Source organism: Mesorhizobium sp. (genome assembly GCF_041661565.1).
Lineage (GTDB): Bacteria > Pseudomonadota > Alphaproteobacteria > Rhizobiales > Rhizobiaceae > Mesorhizobium.
In genome coordinates this window covers 15,972-36,710 of record NZ_JBAZUD010000033.1, presented here as the reverse complement: position 1 = coordinate 36,710, position 20,739 = coordinate 15,972, and the positions used below count along the sequence as shown (strand labels likewise).

At 64.8% G+C, this 20,739-nt stretch carries 28 protein-coding genes; 14 read left to right on the top strand and 14 right to left on the bottom strand.

Going from position 1 to position 20,739, the window contains the following annotated elements; genetic code table 11:
* The 4 genes from WC739_RS08620 to WC739_RS08605 form a co-directional block, all read left to right on the top strand.
* On the top strand, window positions 1-228 hold a 228-nt coding region (locus WC739_RS08620; protein ID WP_372952605.1), incomplete at its 5' end, for an ArsR/SmtB family transcription factor.
* A complete protein-coding gene (locus WC739_RS08615; RefSeq protein WP_372952604.1) occupies window positions 225-644 on the top strand; it encodes an SRPBCC domain-containing protein in 420 nt (139 codons plus the stop codon). The genes WC739_RS08620 and WC739_RS08615, both read left to right, overlap by 4 nt.
* A gap of 18 nt (window positions 645-662) precedes the next feature.
* Window positions 663-1,055 (top strand): VOC family protein, encoded by a 393-nt coding sequence (locus WC739_RS08610; protein WP_372952603.1) that lies wholly within the window; start codon window positions 663-665, stop codon window positions 1,053-1,055.
* A 12-nt stretch (window positions 1,056-1,067) separates the two neighbouring features.
* The gene (locus WC739_RS08605) at window positions 1,068-1,472 is read left to right on the top strand and encodes a DUF1801 domain-containing protein (RefSeq protein WP_372952602.1); all 405 of its coding nucleotides are present in this window, start codon (window positions 1,068-1,070) and stop codon (window positions 1,470-1,472) included.
* A gap of 16 nt (window positions 1,473-1,488) precedes the next feature.
* Here the strand turns inward: WC739_RS08605 and WC739_RS08600 are convergent, their stop codons facing one another.
* A complete protein-coding gene (locus WC739_RS08600; RefSeq protein ID WP_372952601.1) occupies window positions 1,489-1,869 on the bottom strand; it encodes an ester cyclase in 381 nt (126 codons plus the stop codon).
* A 290-nt stretch (window positions 1,870-2,159) separates the two neighbouring features.
* On the opposite strand from WC739_RS08600, the gene WC739_RS08595 reads away from it, so the two are divergent.
* Window positions 2,160-2,555 (top strand): cupin domain-containing protein, encoded by a 396-nt coding sequence (locus tag WC739_RS08595; protein WP_372952600.1) that lies wholly within the window; start codon window positions 2,160-2,162, stop codon window positions 2,553-2,555.
* A 70-nt stretch (window positions 2,556-2,625) separates the two neighbouring features.
* On the opposite strand, the gene WC739_RS08590 is transcribed toward WC739_RS08595, so the two are convergent.
* The 3 genes from WC739_RS08590 to WC739_RS08580 all read right to left on the bottom strand — a co-directional run bounded on the left by WC739_RS08590 (window position 2,626) and on the right by WC739_RS08580 (window position 4,487).
* Window positions 2,626-2,850, bottom strand: coding sequence for a hypothetical protein (locus WC739_RS08590; RefSeq protein ID WP_372952599.1), 225 nt, complete (start codon window positions 2,848-2,850; stop codon window positions 2,626-2,628).
* A 225-nt stretch (window positions 2,851-3,075) separates the two neighbouring features.
* Window positions 3,076-3,906, bottom strand: coding sequence for an EamA family transporter (locus WC739_RS08585; RefSeq protein WP_372952598.1), 831 nt, complete (start codon window positions 3,904-3,906; stop codon window positions 3,076-3,078).
* On the bottom strand, window positions 3,903-4,487 hold the full coding sequence (locus tag WC739_RS08580; protein WP_372952597.1) for a TetR/AcrR family transcriptional regulator: 585 nt from the start codon (window positions 4,485-4,487) through the stop codon (window positions 3,903-3,905). Before WC739_RS08580 ends, WC739_RS08585 begins: the two co-directional genes overlap by 4 nt.
* A gap of 522 nt (window positions 4,488-5,009) precedes the next feature.
* On the opposite strand from WC739_RS08580, the gene WC739_RS08575 reads away from it, so the two are divergent.
* The 5 genes from WC739_RS08575 (at window position 5,010) to WC739_RS08555 (ending at window position 9,541) form a co-directional block, all read left to right on the top strand.
* Window positions 5,010-5,477: a GNAT family N-acetyltransferase gene (locus WC739_RS08575; protein ID WP_372952596.1), complete on the top strand. Its 468-nt coding sequence runs from the start codon at window positions 5,010-5,012 to the stop codon at window positions 5,475-5,477.
* Between the two features lie 380 nt (window positions 5,478-5,857).
* The gene (locus WC739_RS08570) at window positions 5,858-7,291 is read left to right on the top strand and encodes an aldehyde dehydrogenase family protein (RefSeq protein WP_372952595.1); all 1,434 of its coding nucleotides are present in this window, start codon (window positions 5,858-5,860) and stop codon (window positions 7,289-7,291) included.
* A 269-nt stretch (window positions 7,292-7,560) separates the two neighbouring features.
* A complete protein-coding gene (locus WC739_RS08565; protein ID WP_372952594.1) occupies window positions 7,561-7,989 on the top strand; it encodes an antitoxin Xre/MbcA/ParS toxin-binding domain-containing protein in 429 nt (142 codons plus the stop codon).
* Window positions 7,983-8,681, top strand: coding sequence for an RES family NAD+ phosphorylase (locus tag WC739_RS08560; RefSeq protein ID WP_372952593.1), 699 nt, complete (start codon window positions 7,983-7,985; stop codon window positions 8,679-8,681). Before WC739_RS08565 ends, WC739_RS08560 begins: the two co-directional genes overlap by 7 nt.
* A gap of 83 nt (window positions 8,682-8,764) precedes the next feature.
* On the top strand, window positions 8,765-9,541 hold the full coding sequence (locus WC739_RS08555; RefSeq protein ID WP_372952592.1) for a class I SAM-dependent methyltransferase: 777 nt from the start codon (window positions 8,765-8,767) through the stop codon (window positions 9,539-9,541).
* A 65-nt stretch (window positions 9,542-9,606) separates the two neighbouring features.
* On the opposite strand, the gene WC739_RS08550 is transcribed toward WC739_RS08555, so the two are convergent.
* Window positions 9,607-9,861, bottom strand: coding sequence for a Txe/YoeB family addiction module toxin (locus tag WC739_RS08550; protein ID WP_372952591.1), 255 nt, complete (start codon window positions 9,859-9,861; stop codon window positions 9,607-9,609).
* Entirely contained in the window at window positions 9,858-10,112 is a 255-nt protein-coding gene (locus WC739_RS08545) for a type II toxin-antitoxin system Phd/YefM family antitoxin (protein ID WP_372952590.1), read from the bottom strand. Before WC739_RS08545 ends, WC739_RS08550 begins: the two co-directional genes overlap by 4 nt.
* 185 nt (window positions 10,113-10,297) lie before the next feature.
* Here WC739_RS08545 and WC739_RS08540 point away from each other — a divergent pair, with 185 nt between their 5' ends.
* Together WC739_RS08540 and WC739_RS08535 are read left to right on the top strand one after the other, a co-directional pair.
* Window positions 10,298-10,588: an ArsR/SmtB family transcription factor gene (locus WC739_RS08540; protein ID WP_372952607.1), complete on the top strand. Its 291-nt coding sequence runs from the start codon at window positions 10,298-10,300 to the stop codon at window positions 10,586-10,588.
* A 37-nt stretch (window positions 10,589-10,625) separates the two neighbouring features.
* Window positions 10,626-11,741, top strand: a complete 1,116-nt coding sequence (locus WC739_RS08535) for an alkene reductase (protein ID WP_372952589.1) — start codon at window positions 10,626-10,628, stop codon at window positions 11,739-11,741.
* A gap of 103 nt (window positions 11,742-11,844) precedes the next feature.
* On the opposite strand, the gene WC739_RS08530 is transcribed toward WC739_RS08535, so the two are convergent.
* The 6 genes from WC739_RS08530 to WC739_RS08505 form a co-directional block, all read right to left on the bottom strand.
* A complete protein-coding gene (locus tag WC739_RS08530; RefSeq protein WP_372952588.1) occupies window positions 11,845-12,588 on the bottom strand; it encodes an amino acid ABC transporter ATP-binding protein in 744 nt (247 codons plus the stop codon).
* 26 nt (window positions 12,589-12,614) lie between these two features.
* The gene (locus WC739_RS08525; protein ID WP_372952587.1) at window positions 12,615-13,289 is read right to left on the bottom strand and encodes an amino acid ABC transporter permease; all 675 of its coding nucleotides are present in this window, start codon (window positions 13,287-13,289) and stop codon (window positions 12,615-12,617) included.
* Window positions 13,286-13,957, bottom strand: a complete 672-nt coding sequence (locus WC739_RS08520; protein WP_372952586.1) for an amino acid ABC transporter permease — start codon at window positions 13,955-13,957, stop codon at window positions 13,286-13,288. The genes WC739_RS08525 and WC739_RS08520 overlap by 4 nt, the downstream gene beginning before the upstream one ends.
* Window positions 13,958-14,076: 119 nt before the next feature.
* Entirely contained in the window at window positions 14,077-14,865 is a 789-nt protein-coding gene (locus WC739_RS08515; RefSeq protein WP_372952585.1) for an ABC transporter substrate-binding protein, read from the bottom strand.
* Between the two features lie 104 nt (window positions 14,866-14,969).
* Entirely contained in the window at window positions 14,970-16,130 is a 1,161-nt protein-coding gene (locus tag WC739_RS08510) for a saccharopine dehydrogenase family protein (protein WP_372952584.1), read from the bottom strand.
* Entirely contained in the window at window positions 16,127-16,633 is a 507-nt protein-coding gene (locus WC739_RS08505; protein WP_372952583.1) for an Lrp/AsnC family transcriptional regulator, read from the bottom strand. Before WC739_RS08505 ends, WC739_RS08510 begins: the two co-directional genes overlap by 4 nt.
* A 297-nt stretch (window positions 16,634-16,930) precedes the next feature.
* Between WC739_RS08505 and WC739_RS08500 the strand changes: the two genes are divergently transcribed.
* Entirely contained in the window at window positions 16,931-18,787 is a 1,857-nt protein-coding gene (locus WC739_RS08500) for a tetratricopeptide repeat protein (protein WP_372952582.1), read from the top strand.
* Between the two features lie 56 nt (window positions 18,788-18,843).
* Here WC739_RS08500 and WC739_RS08495 read toward each other — a convergent pair whose 3' ends face one another.
* Window positions 18,844-19,293 carry a universal stress protein gene (locus WC739_RS08495; RefSeq protein ID WP_372952581.1) on the bottom strand — a complete coding sequence of 150 codons (450 nt, stop codon included), beginning with the start codon at window positions 19,291-19,293 and terminating at the stop codon, window positions 18,844-18,846.
* 249 nt (window positions 19,294-19,542) lie between these two features.
* Between WC739_RS08495 and WC739_RS08490 the strand changes: the two genes are divergently transcribed.
* Complete coding sequence (locus WC739_RS08490) at window positions 19,543-20,124, top strand: histidine phosphatase family protein (RefSeq protein WP_372952580.1); 582 nt, start codon at window positions 19,543-19,545, stop codon at window positions 20,122-20,124.
* Window positions 20,125-20,307: 183 nt separating this feature from the next.
* Here WC739_RS08490 and WC739_RS08485 read toward each other — a convergent pair whose 3' ends face one another.
* Complete coding sequence (locus WC739_RS08485; RefSeq protein WP_372952579.1) at window positions 20,308-20,709, bottom strand: VOC family protein; 402 nt, start codon at window positions 20,707-20,709, stop codon at window positions 20,308-20,310.
* Between the last annotated feature and the right edge of the window lie 30 nt (window positions 20,710-20,739).

Genomic DNA, 20,739 nt, shown 5'->3' with positions numbered 1-20,739 from the left:
GGTGCGCTGACGGCGCAGTCCGGGGTGTCGCAGCCGGCGGTGTCGAAACATCTCGGAGTCCTGAGGCTGGCCGGACTGGTGCGCGACCGCCATGCGGGGCGGCAGACGCATTACAGCGCCCAGCTCGACGCGCTGGCGCCGCTGTCCGACTGGACTATGCAGATGAAGGCGTTCTGGGAGGCACGGTTCGACGATCTCGAGGATCTGCTCCGGAGAATGGACCAATGACCGCGACCGGAACGCGCTCCGTCATCGTCGAGCGCGACATGCCTTTTCCGCCGGAGAAGATCTGGCGGGCGCTGACCCAGCCGCATCTGATCGAGGAATGGCTGATGAAGACCGATTTCAGGCCGGTTGCGGGTCATCGTTTTACCCTGCGCAACACGCCGCGGCCCGATGTCAGCATCGTCATCGACTGCCGGGTCACCGCCATCGAGCCGAACAGGACGCTGTCCTACACATGGGACGCCCTTGGCCTCGAAAGCGTCGTCACCTGGACGCTCACGCCGACCGGCACCGGGACGCGCCTGCGCATGGAGCAGCGGGGCTTCCGGCCGGACCAGGAGCAGGCCTACAGGGGCGCCACCAGCGGCTGGCGGCGGTTCGTCACGCACCTGGAGCAGGTGCTGGAGCGCACCGATTGAGATGGAGGAGGAATCGCGATGAAGATCAAGTTGACCAAAGTGTATGTGGACGACCAGGAAAAGGCGCTGCGCTTCTACACCGATGTGCTGGGCCTGGCCAAAAAGGCCGATTTCAGCAACGGGTCCTATCGCTGGCTGACCGTGGCCTCGGCCGACGAGCCCGACGGGACCGAGCTGCAACTGGCGCTCAACGACAACCCGGCGGCCAGGGCCTATCAGGAAGCCATGTTCACCCAGGGCCAGCCCGCTATCATGTTCTTCACCGACGACGTCAGGGGCGAGCATGAGCGCATCAGCGCGAAGGGTGCCAGTTTCACCATGCCGCCGACCGAGGCGACCGGTTCGACCATCGCCCAGCTGAACGACACCTGCGGCAATCTGGTGCAGATCACCCAGCTGGCGCGCTGGTGAGACATGGATCCGATGACCGCATCGCAGCAGATCGATGCGCTGATCGCCGGGCTGACGGATTGGCGCGGCGCGACGCTGGCCAGCGTCCGGCGGGCCATCCTGGCGGCCGATGACGGGATCGTCGAGGAATGGAAATGGATGGGAAGCCCGGTGTGGTCGCTGGGCGGCATCATCGCCGTCGGCAACGCCCACAAGGACAAGGTGAAGCTCACCTTTTCCCATGGCGCCAGCCTGCCTGACCCCGACGGGCTGTTCAACAACGGCTTCGGCGGCAAGGTGTGGCGGGCGATCGATCTGTTCGAGGGCGATACGGTCGATGAGCGCGCGCTGATGGGCCTCGTGCTTGCCGCCATCGCCCACAACCAGGCCAGGAAGAAGAAAGCCCCGGCGGGTCGTCGGGCGAAGGCGCCTGAGTGAAAGCAGTGTCGTCGTGTTAAACGAGCTGGGCTTCGACGGCTGCCTTGTCGATCACCGACCAGACGTGCCTGATCCTGTCGTCGAGATATTCATAGAAGACATTCTCGCTGAAGGTGACCTTCCGGCCGTTGATGGGCAGGTCGAAGAAAGTCCCCTTCGGCGTGCAGTTGAACTGCAGGCGGCTGGCGATGAAGGGCGGGTCGGAGATCAGGATCTGTACGTCGAAATAGAGGTCGGGGATTTCGCGGAAATCGCGTTCCAGCATTTTCTGGTAGCCTGACAGCCCGACCCGGTCGCCATTATAATGCACCTCGTCATGGACGAAGCGATGCAGCCGCGCCCAATCCTGATTGTTGAGGCAGTCGATATAGCCTCGATAGAGGTCGGTCTGGGTCACGGCGATGGCTCCGGTGCGGTTGTCGGGACGCTCGACGGCCAAGATAGAACGATCGCGGAGACAGTCCAGACTTTGCAACCTCGACAGCGCAGCGCCTCGGCTAGCCGCGAAAAGCGGATGTCGGCTGGGGGCTGGGCCGTGCGAATTGTCTCGCGCAGGAGTGAGTTCTCATTGACACGTGCCGGATGTAGCATCCATCACCGACAACCACAGGCCGTGAATGAGCACAATCGGCGGCCCGGCCGCTGAGACCGGCCAGGTCCGGCGCGGCCCCTCGAGAAGGAGAGATCATGGATATCAAGCGAAGCGGTTCCCAGGCTTCCGGCAAGGGGCCGGCGGACTGGTTCTCCGGCACGGTGCGCATCGATCCGCTGTTTGCGGCCATCGCGCCGGCCCGAGCTGCCGGCAATGCCGTCACCTTCGAGCCCGGCGCGCGTACGGCCTGGCACACCCATCCGCTCGGGCAGGTGCTGATCGTCACCGCCGGCTTCGGACGCGTGCAGCGCGAGGGCGGGCCGGTGGAAGACATCCGGCCCGGCGACGTGGTGCGCTTCGAGCCTGGCGAGAAGCACTGGCACGGCGCGGCCCCCACCGCCGCCATGACCCATATCGCCATCCAGGAAGCGCTCGACGGCAAGGCCGTCGACTGGATGGAGCATGTCAGCGACGCGCAGTACCAGGGCTGATGCCCGACAACCGCGCTGGGGATCATGAGGCTCGTGGAACATGCGGTGTCTGACTGAGGCAGTTTGAGGGTCAGGCGATCTCAAGCCAAGCTGCTATACGGTTGACTGGGGAAGAGGGGGCAAAACGTTGAGCCGCATTTTGGTAATGGTCATCGCAGCAATGTGCTTCAACGTATCGGCTGCCGCAGCCGGGCAGGAAGAGCAGAACGTCAATTATCTGGCGCGCATGGCAGATGTGCAGTTGCATCGAGCCATTGCCGCGATAAAACAAACTGTCTTTCGTCGGTGCGGTCATCGGGACATAACCAGGATGGGCGGTGGTCTGCGTTTCATGCCGATATCGGCATAGGGCATTATGCCGTAAGCCGGATTATGCCGCATGACCGAGGTTGGCGGCTGTTGTGCCTCCTTTCGGCCACGCTGCATTCGGCATGATCGATGGTATTGCCGCGTACCTCCGCGACCACAACGCTTTCGTTTAACTTCCCCAAAGCACGAGTCGGATTGCCACTCACCTGCTTCAAAACCCAAGTAAGATCGCACCGGCTGCAACGATGAGACAGGCGAGAATGCGCCGGGCGGTCAAGGTTTCGCCAAGTAGCAGCCAACCGATCAGAACAGCGAACACAACACTTGTCTCCCGGAGCGCCGTGATTGGGCCGGCCGGCCCAAGAGCGAAGGCCGCAACCACGACGCCATAGGCGATCATTGCGACCAGTCCCCCGGCGAGCGCCTTCCATGTGTCGGGTGCGCGAAAATCGACTACGAGCCGCCGACGCAGTGCGAGGAACGCGGCCGGCAGAAATGTCCCGTAAAGGACAAGCACCCAAGCGGTATAAGCTCCGCTTTGCCCTGTTTGACGCACTCCGATGGAATCGACGGTCGCATAGGCGGCGATGATTGCGCCCGTTGCCAACGCGAACAGGATGGATGAGGCAGAGGCTCGCCCCTTTCCGAGCGCCAAGCTCATGATTCCCCCGGCAACAAGGATGATGCCGGCAATCTGGTAGGGATTGAGCATGTTGCTGGTGGTGATGGAGCCGCCGAGCGTCACCAGTAGCGGCACGGTTCCTCGCACGATCGGATAGACCTGCCCCAATTCCCCGTAACGATAGGCTGACACGAGAAAAACGCTGTATCCGACCTGAAGGATGGCCGAGAGAACGATATAGAGCCAGGCTCCCGACGCCGGCAGGGGATAGATGAACACAAACGGCAGTGCGACAACGGTGCTGGCTAAGCTCATCACCGTCACGGTCCAAAGTCGATCGCCGCCGCTGCGCAGAAAGGCATTCCATGTCGCGTGAAGGATCGCTGCGAACAGCGCAAGGCCAATGACGACGGCGCTCAATGCAGCGCTCCCGCCGATCCCAGAAGTTTGGTCGCCGCGCTTCGGGCGCTGACGATCGCCGCCTTGCCGTGCCCCATATGGGCAAGCACCGTTGCACCCTCAATCAGCATGAACAGCGCTACTGCGACGTGCTCGGCGTGATCATCCGGCAGGGATTGCGCCAGAATGTCTTGGAGCCGCTGTTGAAGATCGCGCTTTTGCCGTGTGGCCGCCTCGAACACGGAATGGGCCGGCTCCCCGAACTCGGCAAGGGCGTGCTGGAACAGACAGCCGTGAAAATCCGGGCTATCGAACCAGCGTTCGTGCCAGTCGAAAATCGCGGCGATCTTCTCACTTGGCGTCATGGCGTCGCCAGCGAGTCGGTTTAGCTGTCGCTTGAAGCGTTGCGCCCGCCAATCCAGAACTTCGACAATCAACCCGTCCTTGCTCGGGAAGTGCCGATACATCGTCATCTTGGCGACTTCGGCCTCGGTGATGATCTTATCGATACCGGTGGCGTGAAAGCCGTCGCGCTTGAAAAGGCGATAGGCGGTTCTCACGATATGTTTGCGCTTCTCAGCAGCGTCGGGGCGCAGCGGCATGACAGATCCTATATGATACAGACCTGTCTCACTCATATATCGCATGTGAGGTGCGGTCAATGGGTGAAGGGTAGGGTCGCTGGTGCTGCCAACTAACCGAGAAATGCAGAGAGCTGCTTACTTTTTGAAGCTGTGGCTAGAGACTTGGTGCGCCAACGAAATGGAGCACCAAATAATGGAAATATTCGACCAGCCTCCCTGCCTCGATCCCTACGGTGCCTGGTTCGAGGGTCGCGCATCTGATTGAAATATGAGTGGCGGGCGATCGAGCCGTGGTTGCCCAACAAGGCTCAAGGCGTGCCCCGTGTCGCCTCAAGCCTTGACAGCCCAGCACGTCCTGCGCCAGCCTGGAGCCATGTTCGCCCTCGTGCCCGCCAGCATCGACCGACGCCGCCTCCGCACAGTGCGGAGCGGCAAGCTGATTGCGCGACGACGAAGACCGGCAGGATAGATCCGGTTCGTTCGTTTCCAGCCCCGCCCGCGACAACAGCCGGCGGGGTTTTCCATGCCTGGAGCCTTGTCATGATCAAAAATTCTTCCATCCGGTTTCGGCCGGCCGAGGCGGCGGATGCCGCCGCGATCCGCGATATCGTGCGCGCCGCCTATGCCAAATGGGTGCCGCTGATCGGCCGCGAGCCGCTGCCGATGCGCGCCGACTACGACAAGGCCGTTGCCGAGCATCCGTTCGATCTCGCCGTCGAGGAGGGCGGCATTGTGGGGCTGATCGAAACCATGCTCGCCGACGACCATCTCTGGATCGAGAATGTCTGCGTTTTGCCGCTAGCGCAGGGCAGGGGGATCGGCCGGCTGCTGCTGGAGAGGGCCGAGCATACGGCGCTCGAAGCTGGGCGATCCGAGCTGCGCCTGCTGACCAATGGCGCCTTCGAAGCCAATGTGTCGCTGTACAGAAGGTGCGGTTACAGGATCGATCGGGAGGAGCCGTTCATGGGCGGGATGACCGTTTATATGAGCAAGAAGCTGGTGGGGTGACGGGGGGCGAAGGTTGCCGCTCCAAGGTAGCGCTTTACGGCGCCCCCTCTGTCCTGCCGGACATCTCCCCCACGGGTGGGGAGATCAGCTGTCATCACGGTTTTCGCCAACATCCAACGTTGCAGGACGAGAGCCGGCGCCGAAGCTGCCAATCTCCCCACCCGTGTGGGAGATGTCCGGCAGGACAGAGGGGGGCGCCATAGAGCGCGGCCAGCGCTCTTGATTGCCCGGACGACAGCCAGGGTAGCCGCTGGCTCAACGACTGGCGCGCTGGCTCAAGCATTTCGGGGGTTGCGTTTGACAGCCCCGCTTGTGCATCGTTATTTCTAGCCAGATATGACGGTTGGCACCGCCACGCGGCGCACCCCAAGGAGAAAACCATGTCACACAATCTGCAGTTCTATATCGACGGCGCGTGGGTCGATCCTGTCGTGCCCAACACGCTGGATGTCATCGACCCGTCGAACGAGGATGCCTTCGCGCAGATCTCGATCGGCTCCAAGGCCGATGTCGACAAGGCGGTGGCCGCGGCCAGGCGCGCCTTCAACACGTTCGGCTTTACCTCGGTCGAGGAGCGGCTCGATATCCTCAACCGCGTCATCGAGGTCTACAAGAAGCGCAGCGCGGACCTGGCGCTGGCGGTATCGCGCGAGATGGGCGCGCCGCGCCAGATGGCGCTCGACAGCCAGGTCGGCGTTGGCCTCGCGCACCTGCAGAAGATGGCGCAAGTTCTGAAATCGTTCGAGTTTCGCCACGTCAAGGGTTCGTCGCTGATCGTCAAGGAGCCGATCGGCGTCGTCGGCCTGATCACGCCGTGGAACTGGCCGCTGAACCAGATCACCTGCAAGGTGGGTCCGGCCCTTGCCGCCGGCTGCACCATGGTGCTGAAGCCGTCCGAAATCGCGCCGCTCGATGCCATCATCTTCGCCGAGATCATCGACGAGGCCGGCGTGCCGAAGGGCGTGTTCAACCTCGTCAACGGCGACGGTCCGGGCGTCGGCCAGGCGCTGTCCTCCCACCCCGACATCGACATGATGTCGTTCACCGGCTCGACGCGGGCCGGCATCCTGGTGGCCAAGGCCGCCGCCGACACGGTCAAGCGCGTGCACCAGGAGCTTGGCGGCAAGTCTGCCAACATCCTGTTCCCGGATGTCGATCTCGCCACAGCGGTCTCAAAAGGCGTCGCCGGCTGCTTCGGCAACTCAGGCCAGTCCTGCAACGCGCCGACGCGCATGTTCGTGCCGCGCGACCGTCACGACGAGGCGGCGGGCTATGCCAAGGCGGCGGCGGAGAAGTTCACCGTCGGCCCCGCCGACGCTGCCGGCACCAAGCTCGGCCCGGTCGTCAGCCAGCTCCAGTTCGACAAGATCCAGGACCTGATCCAGAGCGGCATCGAGGAAGGCGCGACCCTGGTGACGGGCGGCCCCGGCCGGCCGGCCGAGCTCAACCGCGGCTACTATGTCAGGCCGACCGTGTTCGCCGACGTCACCCCCGACATGCGCATCGCGCGCGAGGAAATCTTCGGGCCGGTGCTGGCGATCCTGCCCTATGACACGGTCGAGCAGGCGGTCGAGCAGGCCAACGACACCGTCTTCGGCCTTGCCTCCTACATCCAGGCCAAGGACCTGCAGAAGGCCCGCGACGTGGCGGCACGCCTGCGCTCCGGCAATGTCTACATCAACTATCCCCAATGGGACGCCGGCCTGCCCTTCGGCGGCTACAAGCAGTCGGGCAACGGCCGCGAATACGCCGAATATGGCCTGGAGGATTTCCTGGAGATCAAGGGCATCGCCGGGTACGAGGCGGCGGAGTAGGCTGGGCACTGGCGCGGACTTTACAAGACGTGGGTTCCTCGCCCCCGCAAAGCGGGGGAGAGGTGGCCGCGAAGCGGTCGGACAGGGGGTCGCGGCGCTGGTAAGTCACTCTAATCATTTAAAAACCGCGCCAATCCCCCGCTCCGTCTCGGCTTCGCCGAGCCACCTCTCCCCCACTCCGTGGGGGCGAGGAAACCCAGGTTTGCTGCGACCGCCTCTTGCCAATTGGCAAACACATGCTATATCTCTGCCAATAGCAGAGGTGATCCATGCAGCTCCAGTCCATCGTCACCACACCGGCCACGGTCGGCCCGGCCATATCGGATGAAGAGGCGGGCGCGCTGGCGCGCACCACGGTCAATTTGTTCAAGGCCTGGAACCTGACCGACAGCGAGGCCTGCATCCTGCTTGGCGGCATGTCGCCCCGCACTTGGGCCCGTTGGAAGACAGGGACACGCGGGAAGGAAGGCGGCATCGGGCGGATCGACCGCGACCTGCGCACGCGCATGGCGCATCTGATGGGCATCCACAAAGGCCTGCGCTATCTCTTCACCGAGCCGGCGCGCGGCTATGCCTGGATCCGCAAGCCCAATGCGACCTTCGGCGGCCAGTCGGCGCTCGACCTGATGCTGCGCGGCGAAATCTCCGACCTTGCGGCGATGCGCGAATGGCTCGATGCGGAGCGTGGCGCATGGTGAGTGGGTTCGCGCTCCGGCGCCGCGTCCACTGGCACCAGACTTTCCGCATCATCCGCTCCATCCATCCGCCCATCGACCTGTTCGAGGACATCGCCGATCCGCGCGACTGGGAGGCGCTGGCCTCGGTCGAGGCGAAGACCAATCCGCGCATCCGGCTCGAGATCGGCGACCTCGGCAAGGTGGCGGCGGCGAGGCGGGTTTCCGGCCCGGGCGCCAGCTTCGTCATGGCGCCCTTCGTGCATTGTTCGATCTTGCGGCCCGGCCGCTTCTCGGATGGCAGCTACGGCCTCTATTATGCCGGCGACAGCGAGGACGTGGCGCTGGCCGAGACCATCCACCACCACCAGAATTTCATGCGCGCCACCGACGAGGATCCGGGCTGGACGGCGGATTTCCGCGTGCTGATCGGCAGCGTCGACCGCGACCTCGACGACGTCAACGCGGTGCCCGGCGTGCTCGACCCGGACGACTACGCCGCCTCGCAGGCGGAGGGGCGGGCGCTGCGGGCGCAAGGCAGCGACGGGCTGGTGTGGAACAGCGTGCGGATGCCCGGCGGGCAATGCATCGGCATCTTCTGGCCCGATGTCATCCCCATCCCCGTGCAGGGCCGGCACTACAGCTACCACTGGGACGGCAGGCGCGTGGATTTCGTGCGCCAGCACGATACCGGCAAGGTGCTGGCGGTCACGTGACGGCGAGCCCGTGCCTCTGCACGGGCACAGTCAAACGCCGGTCATGAAACACTGCTACGCGCCGCTCTTTTGGGGGATGCTCCTTGGCTTCGAGACACAGAGACGGCAGCGCGGGTGATGCCAATTACGGCGCCATCGGCACCAATTACACCAATTACCGCCAGCCGGAGCCGCGCATCGCGGCGCTGATCGTGCGCGCGCTCGGCGATGCCAGGACGGTGCTGAATGTCGGCGCCGGCGCCGGTTCCTATGAACCCATCGGCCGGATGGTGACTGCGGTCGAGCCGTCGGCCTCGATGCGGGCGCAGCGGCCGGAGCATTTGTCGCGCGCCATCGACGCGGTGGCCGGCGCGCTGCCCTTCGGCGACAAGAGCTTCGACGCCGCCATGGCGACATTCACCGTGCATCAATGGCCCGATCTCGGGCAGGGGCTGGCCGAGATGCGGCGGGTGACGCGCGGGCCGGTGATCGTGCTGAGCTGCGATCCGGATCAACTCAACCGGTTCTGGCTCGACGACTATGCGCCCGAGATCATCGCGGTCGAGGCGTCGCGCTATCCGCGCATCGATGCCATCGTGGAGGCGCTGGGCGGCGAGGCGCAGGTGCTGTCGGTGCCGATCCCGCTGGACTGCACGGACGGTTTCGGCGAGGCCTATTACGGCCGCCCGGAGCGGCTGCTCGATCCCGGCGCGCGGCTGGCCAATTCCGCCTGGAGCTTTGTCGACGCGTCCGTCGGCGAGCGCTTCGTCGCCGATCTCACCCGCGATCTCGACAGCGGCGAATGGGACCGCCGCCACGGCCATCTGCGCACGCAGCCGGAATTCGACGGCTCGCTGAAGCTGGTTGTCGGCCGGGGATAGATACGACAGCAACCACTCTGGCGAACTGGGGGACCAGCCCCCAGGGACAGGAGAGTCGGTAACTCTCAGTAGTGATAGCGACATTGCGCGATGAAAAGGCTGTCTTCGCCCGCACGGTAGACCAGACGATGCTCCTGCGTAATGCGTCGCGACCACCATCCCGAAAGCGGTCCGCGCAGCGGTTCCGGTTTGCCCGTCCCGGTGAACGGCGTGCGGGTGCATTCCTTGATGAGCGCATTTATGCGTGCAAGCAGTTTGGTATCGGTTGCCTGCCAGTGCAGATAATCTTCCCATGCGCGCTCATGGAAGATCAGCCTCACTCCGCAAGCTCGCGCTCTGTCCCTTCGCCTTGATCCAGTCCTTGCGTCGCCTCAAGCAAGCGCTCGGCGTTTCGCGGGCTGCGCAGGAGATGGCGGGTCTCCTCATAAGAGGCGAAATCTTCCACCGACATCAGCACTGCCGCCGGCTTGCCGCGGTCACGCGTGATGATGACGGGCTCATGATCAGCGTTCACGCTGTCTATCATAGCGGCAAGATTGCGCCGCAGGTCGCTGTAGGATGTGGTTCTCATGCGCTATCTTGTACGCATTTACGTACAAGATAGCAAGCATCTTGAGGCCGACCATTGCCAAAGACGAGCGCTCCGCAGCGGCGCAATCAAAGCGATTTTCTCCAACAGCCCCGCAGAATAGCACGGCGTTCCTGGATATCGCCTGAACACGATCTATATATCGGGTGAGATCGATGCAGGTGAAGATGGACCGGGACACCATATTGAAGGCGCTGGCGCATCCGTTTCGGCGTGAGGTGCTGGCATGGCTGAAGGAGCCCGAACGGCACTTCACCGCGCAGGCGCATCCGCTGGAGATGGGCGTCTGCGCCAGCCAGTTCGACAATCGCGGCCTGGCGCAATCCAGCGTCTCGGCGCATCTGGCGACGCTGGCGTCGGCCAACCTCATCACCACGCGGCGGGTTGGCCAATGGGTGTTCTACAAGCGCAACGAAGAAACCATCGCGGCCTTCCAGGCCGCCCTGTCCGATCTCTGACGATCCTCCCCATTTCCCCCCGTGAAAGGCTTTTCCAATGACCACACTCTTTGATCCGCTGCAGGCCGGTGATCTCGCGCTTGCGAACCGCATCGTCATGGCGCCGCTGACGCGCAATCGTTCGCCCAATGCGATCCCCGGCGATCTCTCCGTCACCTATTATGGCCAGCGCGCCACGGCCGGCCTTATCGTGACCGAGGCTACCGCCATCAGCCACCAGGGCCAGGGCTATGCCGACGTGCCGGGCCTTTACGGCGCGGACCAGCTTGCCGGCTGGAAGCGCGTCACGGACGCCGTTCACAAGGCCGGCGGCAAAATCGTCGTGCAGCTCTGGCATGTCGGACGCATCTCCCACACGTCGTTGCAGCCCGGCGGCGGCAAGCCGGTGGCGCCGTCGGCGATCACGGCAAAGTCCAAGACGTTCCTGGTCAAGCCGGATGGCAGCGGCGAATTCGCCGAGACCTCCGAGCCGCGCGCGCTGGACGCAGCCGAGATCCCCGGCATCGTCGATGATTTCCGCCGCGCCGCCAAGGCGGCGATCGAGGTGGCGGGGTTCGATGGCGTCGAGATCCACGGCGCCAATGGCTATCTCGTCGACCAGTTCCTGCGCTCGGGCACCAACCACCGCACCGATGACTATGGCGGCTCGATCGAGAACCGCGCGCGCTTCCTGTTCGAGGTGGTCGACGCGGTCGCGGGTGCGGCCGGCGCCGGCAGGACCGGGATCAGGCTGTCGCCGGTGACGCCTGCCAACGACGCTTCGGATGCCGACCCGCAGCCGCTGTTCAACCATGTGGTGGAGGGTCTCGGCCGTCGCGGCCTTGCCTATATCCATATCGTCGAAGGCGCGACCGGCGGGGCGCGCGACTTCAGCCAGGGCGACAAGCCTTTCGACTATGCGCAACTCAAGGCTGCCTACCGCAATGCCGGCGGCACCGGCGCCTGGCTGGTGAACAATGGCTACGACAAGGAGCTGGCCGAAAAGGCGGTTGCCGAGGGCAGGGCCGACCTTGTCGCGTTCGGCAAGCTGTTCATCGCCAATCCCGACCTCGTCAGCCGGCTGAAGCGCGACGCCGACCTCAACACGCCCGACAAGGCGACGTTCTATGGCGGCGGCGCCAAGGGCTACACGGACTATCCGACGGCGGCCTGAGCGGGAACAACCGGACGGCAGGCTCTGTTGCTGCAGCCGTGCTACAGCCGTACCGCAAGTCACAGTGACGGGAAGCGCTGACAGGCGCTTCCCGTCACTGCTTTCAATGCCTCAAAATCTTGCTGAGGAAAGCCCGGCTGCGGTCGGTCTTGGGGTGCGAGAAGAACTCGTCGGGGGTGCCGCTTTCGACGATGGCGCCGGCGTCCATGAAGACGACGCGCTGGGCGACCTTGCGGGCAAAGCCCATCTCATGCGTCACGACCATCATCGTCATGCCTTCCTCGGCGACCGCCACCATCACGTCGAGCACTTCGGAGATCATCTCGGGGTCGAGCGCCGAGGTCGGCTCATCGAACAGCATGATCTTGGGCCGCATGCCGAGGCAGCGCGCGATCGCTACGCGCTGCTGCTGGCCGCCGGAGAGCTGCGCCGGGTAGGCGTCGACCTTGTCGGCGAGGCCAACCTTGGCCAGCAGCTCGCGCCCGGCCTGCTCGGCCTCGGCGCGCGGGATCTTGCGGACATGGATGGGCGCCAGGGTGACGTTCTCGAGCGCCGTCTTGTGCGGATAGAGGTTGAACGACTGGAAGACGAAGCCGATCTCGGTGCGCAGCCGGGTCATGTTGGTGGCGGGGTCGCCGAGGCGCTGGCCATCGACGATCAGATCGCCGTCCTTGATCGTCTCCAGCCCGTTGATGCAGCGGATCAGCGTGCTCTTGCCGGAGCCGCTCGGACCGCAGACGACGACCACTTCGCGCGGCTGCACGCTGAGCGTGATGTCCTTGAGCACGTTGAGCGCGCCGAACCATTTGTTGACGCCGCGAAAGTCGATCATGCCAGATGTGGTCATGGGTGCCGGACCTTTGGGGTTCGATGTCACAGCTGCACCTCGCCATGGGCCGCGCCCATACGCCGTTCGAGCCGGCGGGCGAGCAGGATCAGCGGATAGCAGACGATGAAATAGCCGACGCCGACGAGGAAGAACACCAGCAGGCCGTTGGGCACGCGCTGCACCACCAGCCAGCCGACGCGGGTGAGGTCGGTCAGCCCGATCGCCGAGACGACCGAGGAATCCTTGATCAGCAGCACATATTGTCCGACCAGCGGCGGCAGCACGATGCGCATCGCCTGCGGCAGCACAACCTGGCGCATGCGCTGCCAGCGCGACAGGCCGGAGGCAAGTGCCGCCTCGACCTGACCGGTGGGCACGGAGCGGATGCCGGCGGCGACGATCTCGCAGATGAAGCAGGCGGCGAGATTGGTCAGCGCGATGATGCCGGCGGTGAAGGCGTCGAGCTCGATGCCGAATTCCGGCAGGATGAAGAAGATCAGGAAGATCTGCACCAGGAACGGCGTGCCACGGATCAGGTCGACCCAGGCGCCGATCACCGCGGCGATAAGCCGGTTGCCGCCGGTGCGCAGGATGCCGAGGCCGAAGCCGAGCAGGGTGCCGAGCACCAGGCTGATCAGCGACAGCACCACCGTCATGCCCAGCCCGCGCAGGGCGAGGGGATAGGAGCCGGCGAGGCTGATGAACTGCTGCCAGATCATTTCCGCGCCCCCGCCGTGCCGAGCCAGCGGCTGGACAGTGCGGCCAGTCCCTTGAGGCAGTAATAGAGCAGCAGGTAGAAGGCGGCGATGGTGAGGAAGCCTTCCGCCGGCATGAAGCGGTCGGAGGCGAGAAGCTGGCCGGCTCGCGTCAGCTCGGCGACGGAGATCAGCGACAGCAGCGCCGAATCCTTGACCAGCACGATCGCCTGGCCGAGCAGCGGCGGGATGGTCACCTTGAAGGCCTGCGGCAGGATGACGAGGCGCATGCGCTGGACATAGGTCATGCCGGAGGCGACGCTCGCCTCGACCTGGCCGCGCGGGATCGACAGGATGCCGGCGCGAATGATCTCAGCGACATAGGCGCCACTGTTCAGCGACAGCGCGAGGATGCCGACGACCAGTTCGGGCAGAACAAGGCCGAGCCGCGGCAGGCCGAAATAGAGGAAATAGAGCTGCGCCAAAAGCGGCGTGGCGCGCACGGCGTCGATATAGGCCTTGGCCGGGGCGCGAAACAACCAGCCGCGCTGCAGGTTCATGGCGCACAGCACGATGCCCACCGCAAGCGCGCCGAGAAAGGACAGCGCCGACAGCCACACGGTCGTGACCAGGCCCTGTCCGAACAGCGGCAGATATTCGACGATGGTGCGGAAGCTGAAGTTCTCGAGCATGGGGGGCCTAGGCAGTGGGTAGTGAGTAGGGAAGTAGGAGCAGCTGAAGCCGGCCGGAACGGCCGCTCATTGCCCTCTATTCCCTACTCCTTACTCCCTAATTCCTATTCACCAATTCCTCAGTGATCCTTCTTCCAGGCGTCGGAATTCACCCAGTAGTCGAGGTTCTTCTGCAGGCGGCCGTCTATGGTGACCTGGTTGAGGAACAGGTTCATCCAGATCAGCAGGTCGGGCTCGTCATAGCGCGTGGCGAAGGCGAGCGGCTCCTTGGATAGAAGTTCCGGCATGATGGTGAAGGTGCCGGCCGGGTAGGCCGTCGACTGGCCCTTGACCGCGGAGACGTCGTTGACGCCGCAATCGGCCTGGCCGTTGTTGACCGCGTCGAGCAGCAGCGGACCGCCGCCCTTGTAGCTCTTGATGTCGGCGTCCGGGAAGGCGTTCTTGGCTTCCTTCTCGCCGGTGGCGCCGAGCAGGACGGCGATCTTGGTGCCCTTGGCCTTGCAGTCCTCGGTCGTCTTGAACTTGCTGTCGGCCTTGGTGAAGACGGTGCTGCCCGTATACATGTAGGGCATGGTGAAGGCGACCTTCATGCCGCGCGCCAGCGTCGGCGTCATGTCGGCGACCAGCAGGTCGGCCTTGCCCGACAGCAGCGCCGGGATCAGGCCGTCCCAGTCGAAGTCGAGGAACTTGATCTTGACGCCCATTTCCTTGGCCATCAGTTCGGCCAGTTCGACCGAACTGCCGGTGCGTTCGCCATTGGCGCCGACCAGCGAGAAGGGAGGGCCCTGCGTCTGCACGGCGACGCGCAGTTCGCCGCGCTTGGTGATGTCGTCGAGCGCTCCGGCGTTGGCGGCCGCGGTCAAGCCCGCGAGCGCAAGTCCGGCGATGAAAAGTCTGGCAATCTTCATGTGGTATTCCTCCCAGTTGTCGTTGATGTTTGCCCGCGGGTTCCCCTTGGGCTCCTTTTTGAGCGGCAGCGCCGTTTGCCGGCGACGCCACCGTTCGAAAATGCTCAGTCCCAGGCCACCGTCTCGGCGACCTTGATGCCGCGCGCGGCCAGCGCGTCGAAGAACGGGGCCTCGGGCACATGTGTCAGCGGGTTCAACAGACCCGGCGCGGTGATTTCGCGCCGCGCCAGCATTTGTGCCACAATGCTGGCGGGATAGCCGACGCCCAGGCTCATGCCGAACAGGCCCGATGAGAGGTCGCGCTCGATGATCAGGTCCGACGTCACCGTCTTGGCGCGGCCGCCCTCGAGCCCGGAAAAGACATTGCGCATCACGCACAGGTCCTTCTCGTCGGCGCCATATTGCAGTTGCGGCCCGAGCAGCCGCCCGAGGAATTCACGCGGGCTGACGCCGGTGCCGGGGAGCGTGTCGCCGGAGAGGAAGCCGAGCTGCTTGAGCGGCGCCCAGAACGCCGACCATCCGGGCCAGCGCAGCGTGTAGCGACCGGAGCGGCGCAGCCCGCGCGCGGCCGGCAGCATCTCGACATAGTGCAGCGCATCGCCATTGGGGAAGGCCTCGAGCCGGCCGAGACCGGCGACCTCGATTTCGTGGATGAAATGATTGTCGTGCTGGGTGGCGGCCGGGACGGCGACGCGTTCGCCGTCCTCGATCATGACGCTGTCGCGGTTCTGGCTGACCAGGACCATGTCGAAGTTCCAGCTCACCTTGTAGCGGAGCGGGCTGGCCGCCGCCTTCGGCTCGGGGATGCCGCCGCAATAGGAATCGATTGCGGTGATGGTGTCGAACTGCCTGGCGGCGCGCGCGTAGAGCACCAGGTCGATGCCGGGATCGAGCCCGCATTCGGGCATGATCGAAACGCCTGCCTGTTCGGCGGCCGGCGCAAGATCGGCTATGGCCTTGCCGTAATTGGTGGTGACCAGCGGCGTGCGCGTCGCGATCGCGGCCTCGACCGCCTGGCGCATCAGCGGCTGCGGCAAGAGGTCGATGACGGCGTCGACATCGGCCAGCACGCCGGCCAGCGCCGGGCCGATCGCGCCCTCGGGAACGACGAAGCGGACGCGGGCAAGATCGGTCAGGCCGCCGAGCCGGGCCGCGCCATCGGGCGCCGTGTCGACACAGACCACTTCATCGACACCGCTGGCGACGAGATCGGCGATTGCCGCCCGGCCTTGCAGGCCGAGGCCACCGAGAACCGCGATCTTCATGCCGTCTCCTTGCGGACGCTATCGTCCGACCAGCAGCCTTCGGGAAGGCTGACCCATTTGTTGCAGGACGCCATGACGACGAAGGTCTCGCTGCGCACGACCTCGCCCGGCTCGCCGGCGCCCGGGATCAGCTCGCTGGTGACGCGGTAGAGGTCGGCGACGTCGCCGGCCACCGTCACGTCGACGATGATGTCGAAGCGCCCGGTGACCACCGAGGCCGAGTTGACGAAAGGCAGTTCGGAAATGCGCCGCGCCAGTTCCCGGGCCCGGCCGCGCCCCTGGGCATTGATGCCGACAATGGCCGAGATCAGTTCGGGGCGCTCGGTCAGGTTCAGCAGGCCGACGATCTTGAGCAGGTTGCGGTCGATCAGATTGCGCAGCCGGCCGCGCACCGTCGGCACCGAAATCGCCAGCGTCTCGGCAAGGCGGTTGATGCCCGGCTGCGCATCCTGCGACAGGAGTTTCACCAGCCGCCGATCGGTCAGATCGAGATGTTCCCGCAAGCGCTTCGTCTTTCACAAAGAGAAAAAATAGACAAAGGTTTTTTGCCTATGTGTAAATACGCTACGTCACGAACGTGTGAGATGCAAGAAGCGATTTCGGCTTGTCCCGTCCCCGACAGCGCTTCCCGCGAAGGCGTAACGGCCCGGCGGTCGCGGCGCAGGCGGCGGTTCGGAGCGGAATTTTTGGTTGCGGTGGCTTGCGGCGGCGGCGGTTTTGCTGATCAAATCGGGTGCACCGCCGACAACCCACAATTGCGTTCCCATTGCGCCGCCATGATGCTCCCCGGGGTTCAGACTTTGACTGCAAAGGCCCGCCACGCCGTCGCCGGGCTGACGGTCCTGCTTGCGCTGGGCGCGCCGGCGATGGCGGCGCAGACGCTGCTGGACGACTGTGGCAATGAGGATCTTAGCCCGCCCAAACGCATTGCGGCGTGCACCAGCGCCATCGAGGACGTGACGCTGTCGGCGGGCGACCGGGCGGTCGCCTATTTCAACCGCGGCAACGCGCTGGACGGAACCGGCGAATATGACCGCGCCGTGTCGGACTACGGCAAAGCGATCGAACTCGATCCGAAGGACGCAAACGCCTTTCACAACAGGGGGCTGACCGAAATCCACTTGAAGGACTATGACCGCGCCCTGGCCGACTTCAACCGGGCGATCGAACTCAATCCACAGCTTGCCCTGAGCTATGCCAACCGAGGCCTGATCTGGAACAACCACAAGCACGATGAAGACCGCGCCATCGTCGATTTCGACAAGGCGATCAGTCTCGATGCGTCCAACAACGTGTTCTATAACCTTCGCGGCAATGCATATCTGCGCAAGGGCGACTATGACAGCGCCATCACCAGCTACAGCCAGGCGATCTTCCTCGATCCGGAGGATCCGGACCAATATTTCAACCTCGGGCTGGCCTGGTCGTTCAAAGGCAATCAGGAGCGCGCCATTGCCGATTTCGGCCAGGCGATCAGCCTCGATCCGAGGCATGTCGACGCCTATCGGCAGCGTGCCGATGCCTGGGCCAAGAGAGGCGACATTGACCGCGCCATCGCCGACTACGACCAGGCGATCAGCATCGACCCCGGGAACGCCGAGACCTACCGCAACCGCGGCGACGTCTGGTTCGGCAAGGAGGACTATGATCGTGCCATCGCGGATTATGGGCAGGCCATCGCTGTCGATCCCGACGATGGGGTGGCCTATAATGATCGAGGCCGGGCGTGGTCGCGCAAGAAGGACCTCGACCGGGCGATATCGGACTATGACAGGGCGATCGCGGCCGCTCCCCAGTTCAAGCAGGCTTATGCCAATCGCGGCGAGGCGCTGGGCGCGAAGGGTGACTACGTCCGCGCCATGGCCGACTTCAACCTGGCAACCCTCATCGACGCCCGCTTCGCCAGGTCTTACAAGGACCGCGCCTGGGTCTGGGTCCGCAAGGGCGAGTTAGACTACGCAATCGCCGACTACGGAAATTCGATCAGCCTCGATCCGCAGGATTCCGGCGCTTTCGTGGGCCGGTCCCGCGCTTGGCTGTACAAGGCGGACTACGCCGCGGCCATCGCGGATGCCAATCGGGCGATCAGCCTCGATCCCAACAATTACTTTGCCTACGACACGCGCGGCCTGGCCCGGGCGTACAAGGCAGGCTATGCCGCGGCGATCGCCGACTATGGAGAAGCGATCCGTCTCAATCCGACCTATGCGGAGGCCTATCATGGGCGAGGCATCGTCGGCTTCTATTCCGGCTCCGCCGCGCAAGCCCAGGCGGACTTCGAACAGGCGGCGGCGCTGAAGGCCCGGAGCGCCTATTATGCGATGTGGCTCGACATCGCGCGCCGCCACAACGGGCAGCCGAGCATCCTGCGCGAGGCCAGGCTCGACATGACGACATGGCCGGCGCCACTGGTCCGGATGCTGCTGGGCGAGGCGACACCGGAGGCGGCTGCCGCCGCGGCCGACGATCCCGACGCGACGAAGAAAAGCGACCAAGTCTGCGAGGCCGATTTCTACACTGCGGAGTTCCAGCGGCTGCAGCACCGCGACGAGGAGGCGCTGCGCCTCTACCGGCTCGCGCTGCACGATTGCCCCAGGGATTTCATCGAATACACCGCTGCGACCATCGCCCTGCGTGTCGTGGCCAAGGCCCCCTGAGAAACGCGTCGGCGGTCTGTCCGGCAAGAGCGGCCATGCTTTGGGGCGCGGCGGTTCTACCGAACGACCAGAACCGCGATTTCGGTGAAGGACAGCACTTCGGCGGTCTGGCTTCCCAGCAGCAGCCGTCCCAGGCCCCGCCGCCCGTGCGAGGCCATCACGATGAGGTCGCAGGCCAGCGACCGCGACAGGTCCAGGATCGCCTCGGCGGGCTTGCGGTCCTCGATATGCAAAGTCTTGGCGGTGACGCCGGCCGCGTCCGCCGAGGCCTTGCATGTGTCGAGCACTTGCTTGGCAAACCGGCCCGCCTCTTCCTTGTAGATCGCCAGTTCGTCGCCGGCGGCATAGCCGGCCATGGCGCCGCCCCAGGCAAACAGCGGGAAGGGCTCGGTGACGTTGACGAAGGTGATGGCGGCGCCGAGGCGGGCGGCCAGTGCGATGCCCTGGGCAACGCCCTTTCCGGCCAGTTCCGATCCGTCGGTGGCGATGAGCAGATGTGTGTACATGATGATCGTGACCTGTTGTGCAAGGTGAATGGCCTTGCGGTGGCGGGAGCCCCGTTGGGCTCTCGTTGATATAGTCGCGCTAGTGGGTCCGTCACAGGGCCACCTTGACGTGGATCAAGGTCATTCAAGGTGGTGGCCCGAACGCGCACCGGGCGGCTCCCACGCTCCGCGCGGCGGACTTTCGCATCCGGCGGATTCCCCTTTGCGGGATCGTCCTCTAAGGTACCGCCGACTTCGAGGGGCACCGGCATGAGCAACGCGCATTCACAAATCCATCTGGTCCGGCATGGCGAGACGGCATGGAGCCTATCAGGGCAGCATACCGGCCGCACCGACATGCCGCTGACGCCGGCCGGCGAGGCGGCGGCGCGTGGCCTGGCGGAGCGGCTGAAGGGCCTGTCCTTCTCGGCAGTGTGGTCGAGCCCGTCGCGACGCGCCTACGACACCAGCGTGCTGGCGGGATTCGGCGCGCAAAGCGTGAAGAAGGACGAGCTCCAGGAATGGGACTATGGCGCCTATGAGGGGCTGACGACAAAACAGATCCTGGCCGAACGGCCCGGCTGGAGCGTGTTTCGCGATGGCTGCCCGAAAGGCGAGGCGGTCACCGATGTCGGCGCCCGCGCCGACGCGATCATCGCCGGATTGCGTGCGGCCAATGCCGACATGCTGGTGTTTTCCAGCGCGCATTTCCTGCGCGTTCTGGCGGCGCGCTGGATCGGACTGCCGCCGGAAGGCGGCGCGCTGTTCGTGCTGAATACGGCCAGCATCAGCGTGCTCGGTTACGAGCACGACCTCGGCGAGCCGGTCGTGCGCCGATGGAACCAGAAGTAGGGGTGGGGAGCGCGGGTTCCGGGTGGGGCGTCTCCGCTCCGGGCGGGGCGCCTCCTTGCGTTCGTCATCCTAGGGTCTGCGCGACGCCGCTCCGCGGCTGCTTCGCCCTAGGATGACGAATGCGGGGGGCTACGGCCAATGCCATATGTCCGGCGCGGCATGGTCTGAAAGCCTACACCGCCCCTATTTGTCGAACTTCCTGATGGCCTCGGCGCTCACCGGCGTGAAGAAATTCACCAGGTTGCCGTCGGGATCGCGAAACAGCAGCGAGCGGTTGCCCCAGGGCATGGTCGTCGGCTTCTGCACCGTTGCATCCCCGAGCAGGTCCGACAGCCTGGCGAATTCGGCATCAACGTCCCCGACACGGAACTCGATGATGGCGGTGTGGTTGTCGGCCGCCCGGGCGATGTCGCCGCCGAACAGCTGCAGGGTGCGCGTGCTGCCGATCGCCAGCGTGCAGGCGGGCGTCGCCAGTTCGGCGAAATCCTCGGTGTAGCTTGTGACCGGCATGCCGGTGATCTCGCCGTAAAAACGGACGAGGCGCTGGACGTCCGACGTGATGATGCGGACGGAGACGAAATTCATTTCAGTTTACCCCCAATTGACGGGACCGCG

Bases quoted from the DNA above. Each gene is read 5' to 3' on its own strand.
- WC739_RS08560 (WP_372952593.1), top strand. From the start codon at position 7,983: ATGGTGAGTGGGTTCGCGCTCCGGCGCCGCGTCCACTGGCACCAGACT.
- WC739_RS08510 (WP_372952584.1), bottom strand. From the start codon at position 16,130: ATGAAGATCGCGGTTCTCGGTGGCCTCGGCCTGCAAGGCCGGGCGGCA.
- WC739_RS08535 (WP_372952589.1), top strand. From the start codon at position 10,626: ATGACCACACTCTTTGATCCGCTGCAGGCCGGTGATCTCGCGCTTGCG.
- WC739_RS08615 (WP_372952604.1), top strand. From the start codon at position 225: ATGACCGCGACCGGAACGCGCTCCGTCATCGTCGAGCGCGACATGCCT.
- WC739_RS08490 (WP_372952580.1), top strand. From the start codon at position 19,543: ATGAGCAACGCGCATTCACAAATCCATCTGGTCCGGCATGGCGAGACG.
- WC739_RS08525 (WP_372952587.1), bottom strand. From the start codon at position 13,289: ATGATCTGGCAGCAGTTCATCAGCCTCGCCGGCTCCTATCCCCTCGCC.
- WC739_RS08495 (WP_372952581.1), bottom strand. From the start codon at position 19,293: ATGTACACACATCTGCTCATCGCCACCGACGGATCGGAACTGGCCGGA.
- WC739_RS08580 (WP_372952597.1), bottom strand. From the start codon at position 4,487: ATGCCGCTGCGCCCCGACGCTGCTGAGAAGCGCAAACATATCGTGAGA.
- WC739_RS08575 (WP_372952596.1), top strand. From the start codon at position 5,010: ATGATCAAAAATTCTTCCATCCGGTTTCGGCCGGCCGAGGCGGCGGAT.
- WC739_RS08590 (WP_372952599.1), bottom strand. From the start codon at position 2,850: ATGACCGCACCGACGAAAGACAGTTTGTTTTATCGCGGCAATGGCTCG.
- WC739_RS08540 (WP_372952607.1), top strand. From the start codon at position 10,298: ATGGACCGGGACACCATATTGAAGGCGCTGGCGCATCCGTTTCGGCGT.
- WC739_RS08565 (WP_372952594.1), top strand. From the start codon at position 7,561: ATGCAGCTCCAGTCCATCGTCACCACACCGGCCACGGTCGGCCCGGCC.
- WC739_RS08570 (WP_372952595.1), top strand. From the start codon at position 5,858: ATGTCACACAATCTGCAGTTCTATATCGACGGCGCGTGGGTCGATCCT.
- WC739_RS08485 (WP_372952579.1), bottom strand. From the start codon at position 20,709: ATGAATTTCGTCTCCGTCCGCATCATCACGTCGGACGTCCAGCGCCTC.
- WC739_RS08530 (WP_372952588.1), bottom strand. From the start codon at position 12,588: ATGACCACATCTGGCATGATCGACTTTCGCGGCGTCAACAAATGGTTC.
- WC739_RS08605 (WP_372952602.1), top strand. From the start codon at position 1,068: ATGACCGCATCGCAGCAGATCGATGCGCTGATCGCCGGGCTGACGGAT.
- WC739_RS08520 (WP_372952586.1), bottom strand. From the start codon at position 13,957: ATGCTCGAGAACTTCAGCTTCCGCACCATCGTCGAATATCTGCCGCTG.
- WC739_RS08515 (WP_372952585.1), bottom strand. From the start codon at position 14,865: ATGAAGATTGCCAGACTTTTCATCGCCGGACTTGCGCTCGCGGGCTTG.
- WC739_RS08610 (WP_372952603.1), top strand. From the start codon at position 663: ATGAAGATCAAGTTGACCAAAGTGTATGTGGACGACCAGGAAAAGGCG.
- WC739_RS08595 (WP_372952600.1), top strand. From the start codon at position 2,160: ATGGATATCAAGCGAAGCGGTTCCCAGGCTTCCGGCAAGGGGCCGGCG.
- WC739_RS08545 (WP_372952590.1), bottom strand. From the start codon at position 10,112: ATGAGAACCACATCCTACAGCGACCTGCGGCGCAATCTTGCCGCTATG.